Below are 11,276 nucleotides of genomic sequence, written 5' to 3' on the forward strand. Positions count from 1 at the left end.
TTACAGTCTGTATGACAACAATAGACACTTCCATAATTATAAGTACGTACAACTCTCCTGAGTGGTTGGCGAAAGTTTTACACGGATACAACAACCAAACTTATCGCTTGTTTGAAATCGTTATTGCTGACGATGGCTCCAAACAAGAAACAATCGATTTGATTGAAGAAATCAGCAAAGAAGTCTTTTATCCTATTGTGCATGTTTGGCATGAGGACAATGGTTTTCAGAAATCGCAAATTCTCAACAAAGCCATTGTAAAATGTAGTACGCCGTATATTATTATGTCTGACGGAGATTGTATTCCGCGAGCCGATTTTGTAGAACATCATGTAAAGCAGCGTGAAGAAGGTTTTTTCCTTTCGGGAGGATACTTTATGCTACCAATGAATATTTCGGAACTCATTACAAAAGAAGATATATATGAGGGCAATTGTTTTGATGTTGCATGGTTGAAAAAACACGGCTTAAAAGCATCGTTTAAAAACAATAAACTAACTTCTGCAGGCTTAAAATCACGCTTTTTAAATGCAATTACGCCAACAAATGCAAGCTGGAATGGACACAATGCTTCTGGATGGAAAAAAGACATTGTTGCCATCAACGGATTTGACGAACGCATGCAATATGGCGGACAAGACCGTGAATTGGGCGAACGTTTATTCAACTACGGATTAAAGAGTAAACAAATTCGATACAGTGCTGTTTGCGTACATTTAGATCACCCAAGAGGTTACAAAAACCAAGAATCAATCAATAAAAACTTAGCCATTCGTAAAACTACGAAAGACGAAAACAAAAAGTGGACTGACTTTGGAATAGAGAAGAAGTAGTATCGGCTTTGCCTGTTAGATCGCTTTCGCTCTTAGTATTTTAGACTTTTTTGATACGTCTTTGCGAGCGTTTTAGAAAAACGCGTGGCAATCTGTTTCTTAGTAATAAAACGTTTCAAATGGATTAGAAAAAGGTTGAATTTGATTTCAAAGTATTTCTCGATACAACGAATCGTAGATTCGCCACTCGAAATGACGTTTTGTTAATTGAAAAAATATAGTTTCAAACAACAAACAACAAACAACAAACAACAAACAATTAAACTTTATAAACTCCAACCTTCCAATACGTTTTCTCTTGATTGGTTTTTACAATAGTAAAATCTAGTTTTTCTAACTTGTCAAAGTATTCCCAACAACCAACTCCTTCTCGGTAAATAGACACGATTAAAATTCCGTTGTCGTTTAAATGCGCTAGCATTCTGTCTAAAACATGTTGCTTCTCAGATTCGTGTACATAATAAAAAGCTTCATTAAAAATAATAACATCAAACTTCTGATTCGGTGTATAGCTGTGAATATCTGCAGTAACAAATTCTGCTTTTGGAAAGTTTTTAGCTTTTGCTTTCTGAATAGAAACATCCGAAAAATCCATTCCTAAGAAATGACTAAAAATTTCTGGATCTATATACTCGTTTAAAACACCTTCACCAGCACCTAAATCGAGAATACTAGGTAGCGATGTTCCATAAGATTTGATAAAATTGATAATTGTTTGGTAGCGTTCTGCTTCAATCGGATTGCGCAAATTGTCCCAACGACCTTTGCGGTATTGTTTATTCCAACGATTTTTTCGACGCCAATTATGAAATTTATCTATTAAATTCATGCTATTTTTTTATGTGTAATGCTAAAAATTTCTCCAACTTCGGAATAATCATTTCTGGCGTTAATTGTTTGTATAAATCATGCGGATTTTCCTCAATTTTTTTGCGTTCTTCAAACGTAAACGTATCAAATAAATCGGGTTTCTCCTCTAATAAGTGAATGGATTCGTGTTGTTTTCCATCTTCAAAACTTGCCCAGTGATCTTTGTTTACATACGGTGAAAATATAGTAAAAGTCGGTTTGTTTAAGGCTTTTGCAATATGTACAATTCCGCCTTCATTAGCAACCATCAAATCACATGCATACATCAGTCGCACAAAACCACGAATACTATCTTCGTAAATATCTAAAATGATACTTTCCTTATTTTTACAAAGTGCATAAATTTTATCGGCTTCAGCTTTTTGATGTGGCGCGTAGTTAAACAAAACATGAACTTTATGTTTTGAAGTAATATAATCCACAATCTCAGCAATATATTCATACGGCATTGACTTCTGTGGCGTACTTCCTAAAATACCCAACATTAACACAGGATCTTTATATTGATCTAATTTCGGATATACTTTTTCGCTTTCTTCTAAAGTAATTTTTGGTTCAAAATCTGGATTCTCTAATGGAAAAACACTTGTAATCAAATTGATTCTGTCCTCAATAGCTTTTCCACAAATCTGTGTTTTTTCATCCAACAAATTAATCGGGTGCGAGTAGAAGCGAAGTGGTAATTTTTTATGTTTTCGTTTATTTCCAATACGATATTCCGCTTTAGAAAAATAACAAATCAAACGACTTTGCAATTTTGAATACGGATCAAAAATAATATCATATCTCTCTTTTCGAATCTTGCGAATCATCTTCAATAAATTCGGAATCTTTTTTAACTCCTTTTCATTGATAGGAATAATAGTGTCAATATTCGGATTATTTTCAATAACGCCATTCGTAAAGTCATACGCCATAAAATCAACACGACTTTCGGGGAATATTTTCTTAATATTATTGGCAATAACAGAACTTATCAAGACATCTCCAATACGTTTGTTCTGTATAATTAATATTTTCTTCATGTAGTGTAATTCGTGAAAACAGGCTATGTGTGCAAAATATTATTTTTTCGGCTGTTATTAAAATTTCACTTCATGTATTTAATGTTTTAAGGCTAAAAAAAATAAAAACTATTTTATTTCTACTCAATTAGATGAACCACTTTGCTTTCGCTGTAAAAATTAATTTTCTCTCTAAAAATTAAAAAATTATTTTATTTCTGCTCATTTGAGCTATCTTTGAAAAATATCCTCGAACTATGCAAGTTGTACATATACATCCAACGTATCAAGACAAGAAGGAAGCTATTTTGGCTTTTATTAATGATTTTGAAACACAAGGTGAATATGTTACTAAAGGTGAACGAAACGTGATCAAGTCTTTCGATTTGAACGGAGAAAAGATCAATATTAAATCGTTTCGTGTACCAAAAACATTCAACAGTTTTGTGTACAAATTCATTAGACCTTCTAAAGCAAAACGCTCGTTTGAATATGCAGAAAAGCTATTGTTAAATGCTATAAAAACGCCTTTCCCAATTGCGTATGTAGAAAATCAGTCTGCTTTTGGCTTGAAAGAAAGTTATTATATAAGCGCACATATTGACTATGATTTTGATTTCCGTGCTTTGATTCATGATCCGTTGTTTGAAAACCGTAGATTTATCTTAGAACAGTTTGCTGAATTTTGCTTTCAACTGCATGAAAATAATGTAAACTTTTTAGATCATTCTCCTGGAAACACATTGATTGTAAAACGAGATAAACAGTATGATTTTTATCTAATTGATTTAAATAGAATGAAGTTTGAATCGATGAATTTAGATAAGCGTATGGAAAATCTAAAACGTTTGTGGTTGTCTAAATTAATGATTCATATCATAAGTGAACGCTATGCAGAACTCGCTAATAAAGAACTCCACGAAGTACAAGATGTGTTGCTCAAACACAGTCAAGCCTTCAAACGAAAAATCAATCGTAAAAAATATTTGAAGAAGAAGTACTTGAAAAAAAGCTAAGGCTTTTTTTAGACTCGCTTTGCTGTTGGATTCGCTAACGCTTTTAGATCGGCTGCGCCTTTTAGACTCGCTTACGCTTTAGGAACGCTTCGCTTATCATCTTAAACTACTCAAAACGTCACTTCGAGTGAATTTGCAAAGCAAATTTGTATCGAGAAGTACTATGAAACGTCATTGCGAAAGTTTAAAAAAAACTTGTGGCAATCTGCTTCTTTAAAAACAGATCATTTCTATTGAACTCAATACAAATACTTCGTCATGCTTCCTCGTAATAACGTTTCTAAAACACCCAAATAAAAAAGCGAACTGAAATTTCAGTCCGCCAATTATACTTCGACTTCGCTCAGTATACTTTCATCTAACAAGTCTAACAAGCAAAGTGTATCTAATAATCTAAGAAGCGCAGCCAATCTAAAAGCATAAGCGCGTCTAAGAGATTCCCGTTTTCGCGGGAACAAGTCTAAGAGCAAAGCAAGTCTAGATTAAACAGCTACATCATGCTCACGCAAAGCATCATTTAAAGAAGTCTTCTTATTTGTACTTTCTTTACGTTTTCCAATAATCAAAGCACACGGAACTTGATAGTCGCCCGCAGGGAATTTTTTAGTATAACTTCCAGGAATCACAACCGATCGTGCAGGAACTCTTCCTTTCATTTCTATAGGTTCATCACCTGTAATATCAATAATCTTTGTAGAAGCAGTCAATACAACATTCGCACCTAAAACAGCTTCCGTTTCTACACGAACACCTTCTACAACAATACATCTCGATCCTATAAACGCATTATCTTCAATAATAACAGGAGCAGCTTGCAATGGTTCTAAAACACCACCAATTCCAACTCCGCCAGACAAGTGTACATTTTTACCAATTTGCGCACAACTTCCTACTGTTGCCCACGTATCAACCATCGTTCCAGCATCTACATATGCGCCAATATTTACATAACTTGGCATCATAATTACACCTCTAGAAACATACGCTCCATGACGTGCAATAGCATGTGGAACTACGCGAATTCCTTTTTCCTTATAACCGCGTTTCAATGGAATTTTATCGTGAAATTCAAAAATTCCAGCTTCCAAAGTTTCCATTTTCTGAATTGGGAAATATAAAACTACCGCTTTCTTTACCCATTCGTTCACTTGCCAACCGTTTGAAGTTGGTTCGGCAACACGCAATTCTCCAACATCTAACAAGTCAATTACCTTACGAATTACCGCTTGTGTATCTTCGTTCTTCAACAATTCTCGGTTGTCCCAAGCACTTTCAATAGCTTCTTTTAATGCGATCATATTTTTATAAATTTTGTAGCTTTTGTATAATTTTTTGGGTGCGTTAACAGGCTATCCACTATATCTTTTTGGTTCATTTCGATAGCTACGCTAGGTATTTACAATCAAAAAACATTTTGATTTTAATAATGCTCAATGTACCAAAAAGGATGTCGTTGCTATCCTTCGCACAGTTTCAAAGCGTAAAGATAAAGTCTTAAAATGGATTTTTAATAAAAATTTACAGATCTAACAGATTCAATACATTTTATGGAAATTCACTACTAAATTCAACCTGAAAACAGATTTTTCACACAAAAAAAATATCAGTGATAATGTCAGTTCTCTCAGTATTAGTTTATGGAAATTTATAATATCAATATTTAAAGCATTTTAAAAATTATTGATAATCAGTAAATTAACCATAAAATTAAATATCATGAAAAAAAAAGAAATCAAAAATTTAGAATTAAAAAAGAGATCTATTTCAAACTTAACTAAAAAAGAAGTGAATGGAGGAGTTTTTCCAACTATAACTATAGTTAGTTGTTGGTCTTGCTTATCTTGTCCAACAATTGATTGTACGGAAGGAATTGTATGTGATATCATCAAAACAGAGGATCCTTTAGACATGCGTTAGGAGACTTAAAGAAAAGAGGCTGTCTAAAAAGTTAAAATTTCGTCAAACCGAATCAAATTCAGAATGACGCTTTTAACTTTTTAGATAGCCTTTTTTTATATCAAATTACATACGCTTTCCTTATATTAAAAGTTATGAAGCGGTTTGCATCTTTCTAATGCGTTTTAAAACCATTTTTTTTGGCATAAACGGAATCATTTTCATCATAATCTTTTGAGAAAATGTCAGTCCAGAAATTACGTCCAAACTACCTTTCAACATTGCTTTATAACCATCTTCGGCTACACTTCTTGCACTAACAGTTTTATCAAACATTGCTGTTTTGTCCATTCCAGAAGTGGAAGCAAACTCAGTAGCTGTTGCGCCAGGCATTAGGTTTGTCACTGTGATATTAGTATTGTGTAATTCTTCTGCAATTGCGTTGCTGAAAAATGTAACATAGGCTTTTGTAGCAAAATATACAGCTTGCAACGGACCGGGCATAAAACTAGCTGTTGATGATACATTTAGAATTTTGCCTTCATTGCGTGCTATAAAATCTTGTAAAAAATGATGTGATAAAGCAGTCAATGCACTAATATTCAATTGAATCATGTGTAAACTAGTTTGAAGATCTTGTTGGTCAAAACGTCCCAAACCTCCAAAACCTGCATTGTTTATAAGGTAATCAATCTTAATATTAGCAGTTTTTATTTCGTCATAAATTTCTTGTGTTGCTGTTGGATCCATTAAATCTTTTGCAATAACCGTAACATTGACTTTATGTGTTGTTTCGAGTTCCGTTTGTAGCGCTTTCAATTTGTCTTCACTTCTAGCTACAATAACCAAATCGCCACCTTTTTCTGCATGAATCTTTGCTAATTCTTTTCCTATTCCGGTACTTGCACCTGTGATTAAAGCTATTTTTTTCATTGTTTCTTAATTAAATTAGTGAGTACTTACTTTTTTTATGATTAAATTTTTTTAGAGTTTGTATTTGAGTAATAAAAATGATTTATAATCTTCCTGTTGTTTTAAATTTCCTTTTAGAATTTCTGAAGAGATACTTTCTATAATTTGATTGAGTAAAATTGCTTCTAAGTTTGGATTTTCATATTGTAAAATAGTAAAAGCCCAAGAGAGTTTATCTATTAAGGGTTGCATTTTTTGCGGATTGTTATAGGCAACTTCCCATTTCAGTTTAAACTGTAAACGCCAAAAGTTAAATTCGCTTTCTTTTACATTAAAGGGAAGCTCAATCGTTTTTCTCAGCACAGTTTTTGGATCAGTTTCTCCTATAATTGGCATGATGATTTCTCCAATTCGTGACTCCGCATCTTTTATAATTGCATCTAGTAATCCTTGTTTATTGGTAAAATGCCTGAATATTAAACCTTCAGAAACACCAGCTTTCTTCCCAATTTTACTTGTAGAAGTTGCGTTGTATCCTTCATTGGAAAATAATTCCAAAGCGGCTTGCAGTATTTTCTCTTGTTTATCAGTCATTTAATTAATAGTGAGCAATCACTCACAAAAGTAAACTTAATTTTTTAATCAACAAGTTTTAGAAAGATATATTTTTAAGAATGATTGTTTCTAGGGTATTTTCTGCCATTTAAAAACTTACCGATAAATGTATTGCGAACACAGTAATGATACGTGACAAAGCAAACTAGTGCAGTTGCAGTTGTAACAAGTAAAAACTTTGGAATACCGCCAATAGGGATCTTCCATAGAAGAATAGGAAATAAAGCTGTGAGTGGTAAATGAATTAAATATACCCAATAGGAAGCGTCTGATATGTAACGCATTCGTTTGGAGTGATGACTTCCGTAGCGAATAAAAAGTCCAGTAATTCCGAAAATAAATAACCAAACAATGAGTGAACTAAATGTAATTAGGAGAAACGAATTGCTGTTTGGTTTCAAGCCGAGATCAGCATATTGAATAATAGCTCCCTGACTCATTACTAGTACAATTGCTAAAATTGTAAACAACCAATCGTACTTCATTAATGTTGCCAAGTGTTGTTTTGAAGTATATAAAATCCATCCGACGAGATAGAAAAAAGTAAAATATATAAACGTATACAAATCTGGCGTAAGCGAAGTAGAAGGCGCAACCATAGGTGTTTTTAAAATTGTCAATAGCAAAAAGGTAATTCCTGAAAAGAAAAGAACACGCACAAATGGTTTTTGAAAAACCCAACTACCAATTGTCTTGATTTGTGAAGTCAATTTGGGTACTTTTTTCAATAACAAAGCTAGTATAACAGCAAATGCTGTACTATAAATTAGATAATATAAAAACCACAAATGCGAAGTGCTTTTTGGAATGTAAAAGTTGAGTTGAGAAAAAGGCTGTATTGCATTGGTCAATGCATTTTCTTGTCCGTTTAACGTATCACTAGCATAATTAAAAGAGAATGACAAAATAGGACCAAGAATGCATAGAAACACTATAAACGGAAATACAATTCTTGCGGTTCTATTTTTAACCATTTGCCACGGTTTTCGTTCATAGAATAGCATTGCTCCAAAAAATCCTGCAATTAGAAAAAAGATGGGCATGCGAAACGAATGAATCAATAATACTAAAAAGTCTGTGGCAATGTTTGTGGATTCAGTATCTTTTATAGTCCACACGTTTCCATGATTTGTCACATTATAGGTCAATGCAGAATGCAGTACTAAACCAAGCATCATCATGATGGCACGTAAAGAATCGAGTGAATGTATGCGTTGTGTTTTCAAAGAAGCTTTTTAATGTTTTATAAATGTGCAGAACATTTGTTATTTGCAAAAATCACGAAAAATAGGGAAAGAGCTTGTTAGTTTAGGTTAGAAATTTTTGAAATATTCAAAATGTATTTAATTCAAGTGGTTTAATAAGTTGGTATATAATGTTTTATAGTAAATGATGACATGAATGAAAGTGTTATTGTCTTATTTGCATGCCTGTTAATTTATACTTTAGAAGTAACTTAAAACTATTAGTCATGAAAAAAAAGAGTCTTAAAAATTTAAATCTAAAGAAACAGTCAATTTCTAACTTAGATAGTGGTGGTTTAAAAGGCGGAACAGGACCTACTGTACTAACTTGTTTATCCTGCTGGTTTTGCCCAACAGTAACTTGTACTCAAGGTGACGTTTGTGATATTATAATTTCACTTGCTGATGATCAACTTTGTGTTGAAATGTAGCCAAAGAAAACTGCTATTAAAAAGCTGTAATTTGTATTAAAGTTGCAACTTTTTAATAGCAGTTTTTAAAGATTATCTATTTGACGTGCCAATTCTTTCAATTTTTTCATGCTTTACAATTCAGTTTTCTATCCTTACAGCAATAATTCTCCCAATTTTTATACACATTAAAATATAAAGCTTATTTTTGCCAAAAATTTACATGGCGCGTATTCTAGCGATTGATTATGGGAAGAAACGAACGGGAATTGCCGTTACCGACGAGATGCAACTAATTGCTTCTGGTTTGACGACTGTTCGTACGCATGATTTAATCAATTTTTTAAAAGAATATGTGACAAAAGAAAATGTGGAATTATTTTTGGTAGGAGAACCGAAACAAATGAACAATGAAGCTTCAGAAAGTGAAGTGCTAATTAAAGAGTTTATTCGTTTGCTAACCAAAGCAATTCCAACAATCCCAATAAAACGTGTTGACGAGCGTTTTACTTCAAAAATGGCATTTCAAACCATGATTGATAGCGGATTGAAAAAGAAACAACGTCAAAATAAAAGTTTAATAGATGAAATAAGCGCAACAATTATTTTGCAATCTTATCTATACAAATAATACGAATATGATATTACCAATTGTCGCTTTTGGCGATCCAATTTTACGAAAAGTAGCCACAGATATTACACCAGAATATCCAAATTTAGATACGCTGCTTGAAAACATGTTTGAAACAATGTACAACGCTTATGGTGTTGGATTGGCAGCACCGCAAATAGGTTTGCCAATTCGTTTGTTTATGGTAGATGCTACTGGATTTGCCGAAGATGAAGAGTTAGATGCGGATCAAAGAAAACAACTTGAAGGAATGAAAAAGGTGTTCATCAACGCAAAAATCATTGAGCGCGATGGAGAACCTTGGGTTTTTAATGAAGGTTGTTTAAGTATTCCTGATATTCGTGAAGATGTATTTCGTCCGGAAAGTATCAAGATTGAATATGTAGATGAAAATTTTGAGAAGCATGTAGAGGAATTTGATGGTTTGGCTGCAAGAGTTATTCAGCACGAATACGATCATATTGAAGGAATTTTGTTTACCGATAAACTATCTGCATTAAAAAGACGTTTATTAAAAGGAAGATTGACAAATATTTCACGCGGACGTATTAAAGTAGATTACAAAATGCGTTTCCCTGATGCAAAGAAAATGCGTTAATTAATTCAATCTACAATTTTGATTAGGTCTGATTAGATTTCTCAAAATCAAGTTTTACTAAAAATAACGTTAAAAAAAATGATGGAATATGTACAATCTGTATATTTGCCATCCTTACGTAGAAAAAATATACTATGAGTTTAGAAAAAATATTAGCTATTTCTGGAAAGCCAGGACTTTACGAATTGAAAACACAAACACGCAATGGTTTTGTGGCAGAATCTTTATCTGATGGAAAAAAAATATCAGTAAGTCTGCGTCATAACGTAAGTTTACTATCTGAAATTGCAATCTACACGTACTCAGAAGAAGTACCATTAGGAGCTGTTTTAGAAAAAGTAAAAGAAAAAGAAAATGGAGCAGCGACTTCGATAAATCATAAAGAATCAAAAGCTGTATTAACAAATTACTTCTCGGAAGTTTTACCAGATTACGATGAAGATCGTGTATATCCAAGTGATATTAAAAAGGTAATTCAGTGGTACAATTTATTGCATTCTAAAGGAATGACAGATTTCACTGTAGAAGCTTCTTCTGAAGAAGAATAGCATATAAAATTACTAAGTTTAGTCAATAAAAAAATCCAGCAAATTGCTGGATTTTTTGTTTAGTATAAAAAAGTAAATTATTACTTCTTTATTATAGAGTTTGCTGCTGCTGTTATAGCATCTGTGTATTTTTTGTCAACTCCAACTTCAGACATTCCCATAAACACAGTACAGGTATCTGCATCACGTTTTGTATAATACATAATGCAATTAATAACGCCTTCTGGGCTTTCAATTGTTCCTTCTAAAGACATGGTGTTTACACCATTCATCATTTTTTCTCCTTTATTCGTAACTTTAAATCCTGGAGGTAAGTTACCTTCAAGTTTAGTTATGGCATTCTCATAAGTTTCAGGTACAATCATACCCATAACCATAGCTTTTGGACTTTGAGATACATACATGTTTGTAGACATTTTCTGAAAAAGTTCTGTGTCAACTTTCATCTCTAAATCAATAGCTGCCAATTCCATTGCTATTGCTTGCTCTTCCGCAGCATCTGGTTCTTGTGCTTGCACATTAAATGCTACAAAAAGCATACATAGTGCGATTAGTGTTTTTTTCATTGTTATATTAAGTTTAATAGTTCAAAAATACGGAATAGTTTTTTAGCAATATTGCAAATCCGTAATTTATATGTTATTGGGTAGGCATAAAGCGTGCCACATTTCGACTCCGCTCAATGTGAATACTTCGACA

Annotated in this window: 14 protein-coding genes; 7 read left to right on the plus strand and 7 right to left on the minus strand. The window is 32.8% G+C overall.

What is annotated here, in order from left to right; translation table 11 throughout:
- The first annotated feature begins 11 nt into the window (after positions 1-11).
- The gene (locus tag ACRBBL_RS24800; protein WP_431371792.1) at positions 12-833 is read left to right on the plus strand and encodes a glycosyltransferase family 2 protein; all 822 of its coding nucleotides are present in this window, start codon (positions 12-14) and stop codon (positions 831-833) included.
- A gap of 259 nt (positions 834-1,092) precedes the next feature.
- Here the strand turns inward: ACRBBL_RS24800 and ACRBBL_RS24805 are convergent, their stop codons facing one another.
- The gene (locus ACRBBL_RS24805) at positions 1,093-1,662 is read right to left on the minus strand and encodes a class I SAM-dependent methyltransferase (RefSeq protein ID WP_431371793.1); all 570 of its coding nucleotides are present in this window, start codon (positions 1,660-1,662) and stop codon (positions 1,093-1,095) included.
- Between the two features lies 1 nt (position 1,663).
- Positions 1,664-2,728, minus strand: a complete 1,065-nt coding sequence (locus ACRBBL_RS24810; RefSeq protein ID WP_431371794.1) for a glycosyltransferase family 9 protein — start codon at positions 2,726-2,728, stop codon at positions 1,664-1,666.
- 236 nt (positions 2,729-2,964) lie between these two features.
- Here ACRBBL_RS24810 and ACRBBL_RS24815 point away from each other — a divergent pair, with 236 nt between their 5' ends.
- Positions 2,965-3,723 (plus strand): lipopolysaccharide kinase InaA family protein, encoded by a 759-nt coding sequence (locus ACRBBL_RS24815; RefSeq protein ID WP_431371795.1) that lies wholly within the window; start codon positions 2,965-2,967, stop codon positions 3,721-3,723.
- Positions 3,724-4,205: 482 nt separating this feature from the next.
- Here ACRBBL_RS24815 and ACRBBL_RS24820 read toward each other — a convergent pair whose 3' ends face one another.
- The gene (locus ACRBBL_RS24820) at positions 4,206-5,021 is read right to left on the minus strand and encodes a 2,3,4,5-tetrahydropyridine-2,6-dicarboxylate N-succinyltransferase (protein WP_431371796.1); all 816 of its coding nucleotides are present in this window, start codon (positions 5,019-5,021) and stop codon (positions 4,206-4,208) included.
- A gap of 418 nt (positions 5,022-5,439) precedes the next feature.
- On the opposite strand from ACRBBL_RS24820, the gene ACRBBL_RS24825 reads away from it, so the two are divergent.
- Positions 5,440-5,640, plus strand: coding sequence for a hypothetical protein (locus ACRBBL_RS24825; RefSeq protein WP_431371797.1), 201 nt, complete (start codon positions 5,440-5,442; stop codon positions 5,638-5,640).
- A 132-nt stretch (positions 5,641-5,772) separates the two neighbouring features.
- Here the strand turns inward: ACRBBL_RS24825 and ACRBBL_RS24830 are convergent, their stop codons facing one another.
- The 3 genes from ACRBBL_RS24830 to ACRBBL_RS24840 all read right to left on the minus strand — a co-directional run bounded on the left by ACRBBL_RS24830 (position 5,773) and on the right by ACRBBL_RS24840 (position 8,372).
- Positions 5,773-6,552: an SDR family NAD(P)-dependent oxidoreductase gene (locus ACRBBL_RS24830; RefSeq protein WP_431371798.1), complete on the minus strand. Its 780-nt coding sequence runs from the start codon at positions 6,550-6,552 to the stop codon at positions 5,773-5,775.
- A gap of 51 nt (positions 6,553-6,603) precedes the next feature.
- Positions 6,604-7,125 (minus strand): TetR/AcrR family transcriptional regulator, encoded by a 522-nt coding sequence (locus tag ACRBBL_RS24835; RefSeq protein ID WP_431371799.1) that lies wholly within the window; start codon positions 7,123-7,125, stop codon positions 6,604-6,606.
- A 74-nt stretch (positions 7,126-7,199) separates the two neighbouring features.
- Entirely contained in the window at positions 7,200-8,372 is a 1,173-nt protein-coding gene (locus tag ACRBBL_RS24840) for an acyltransferase family protein (protein ID WP_431371800.1), read from the minus strand.
- Between the two features lie 245 nt (positions 8,373-8,617).
- Between ACRBBL_RS24840 and ACRBBL_RS24845 the strand changes: the two genes are divergently transcribed.
- The 4 genes from ACRBBL_RS24845 to ACRBBL_RS24860 all read left to right on the plus strand — a co-directional run bounded on the left by ACRBBL_RS24845 (position 8,618) and on the right by ACRBBL_RS24860 (position 10,577).
- Positions 8,618-8,821, plus strand: coding sequence for a hypothetical protein (locus ACRBBL_RS24845; RefSeq protein ID WP_431371801.1), 204 nt, complete (start codon positions 8,618-8,620; stop codon positions 8,819-8,821).
- Positions 8,822-9,023: 202 nt separating this feature from the next.
- On the plus strand, positions 9,024-9,431 hold the full coding sequence (ruvX, locus tag ACRBBL_RS24850) for a Holliday junction resolvase RuvX (RefSeq protein ID WP_431371802.1): 408 nt from the start codon (positions 9,024-9,026) through the stop codon (positions 9,429-9,431).
- Between the two features lie 7 nt (positions 9,432-9,438).
- A complete protein-coding gene (gene def, locus ACRBBL_RS24855; protein ID WP_431371803.1) occupies positions 9,439-10,029 on the plus strand; it encodes a peptide deformylase in 591 nt (196 codons plus the stop codon).
- Between the two features lie 134 nt (positions 10,030-10,163).
- Entirely contained in the window at positions 10,164-10,577 is a 414-nt protein-coding gene (locus ACRBBL_RS24860; protein WP_431371804.1) for a DUF5606 family protein, read from the plus strand.
- Positions 10,578-10,657: 80 nt separating this feature from the next.
- On the opposite strand, the gene ACRBBL_RS24865 is transcribed toward ACRBBL_RS24860, so the two are convergent.
- A complete protein-coding gene (locus tag ACRBBL_RS24865; RefSeq protein WP_431371805.1) occupies positions 10,658-11,143 on the minus strand; it encodes a hypothetical protein in 486 nt (161 codons plus the stop codon).
- Positions 11,144-11,276 lie beyond the last annotated feature (133 nt).

It is taken from the genome of Kordia sp., from assembly GCF_050633145.1.
GTDB lineage: Bacteria > Bacteroidota > Bacteroidia > Flavobacteriales > Flavobacteriaceae > Kordia.

Coding starts and splice junctions, on each gene's coding strand:
- ACRBBL_RS24830 (WP_431371798.1), bottom strand. CDS start 6,552: ATGAAAAAAATAGCTTTAATCACAGGTGCAAGTACCGGAATAGGAAAA.
- ACRBBL_RS24860 (WP_431371804.1), top strand. CDS start 10,164: ATGAGTTTAGAAAAAATATTAGCTATTTCTGGAAAGCCAGGACTTTAC.
- ACRBBL_RS24835 (WP_431371799.1), bottom strand. CDS start 7,125: ATGACTGATAAACAAGAGAAAATACTGCAAGCCGCTTTGGAATTATTT.
- def (WP_431371803.1), top strand. CDS start 9,439: ATGATATTACCAATTGTCGCTTTTGGCGATCCAATTTTACGAAAAGTA.
- ruvX (WP_431371802.1), top strand. CDS start 9,024: ATGGCGCGTATTCTAGCGATTGATTATGGGAAGAAACGAACGGGAATT.
- ACRBBL_RS24815 (WP_431371795.1), top strand. CDS start 2,965: ATGCAAGTTGTACATATACATCCAACGTATCAAGACAAGAAGGAAGCT.
- ACRBBL_RS24820 (WP_431371796.1), bottom strand. CDS start 5,021: ATGATCGCATTAAAAGAAGCTATTGAAAGTGCTTGGGACAACCGAGAA.
- ACRBBL_RS24800 (WP_431371792.1), top strand. CDS start 12: ATGACAACAATAGACACTTCCATAATTATAAGTACGTACAACTCTCCT.
- ACRBBL_RS24845 (WP_431371801.1), top strand. CDS start 8,618: ATGAAAAAAAAGAGTCTTAAAAATTTAAATCTAAAGAAACAGTCAATT.
- ACRBBL_RS24865 (WP_431371805.1), bottom strand. CDS start 11,143: ATGAAAAAAACACTAATCGCACTATGTATGCTTTTTGTAGCATTTAAT.
- ACRBBL_RS24825 (WP_431371797.1), top strand. CDS start 5,440: ATGAAAAAAAAAGAAATCAAAAATTTAGAATTAAAAAAGAGATCTATT.
- ACRBBL_RS24810 (WP_431371794.1), bottom strand. CDS start 2,728: ATGAAGAAAATATTAATTATACAGAACAAACGTATTGGAGATGTCTTG.
- ACRBBL_RS24805 (WP_431371793.1), bottom strand. CDS start 1,662: ATGAATTTAATAGATAAATTTCATAATTGGCGTCGAAAAAATCGTTGG.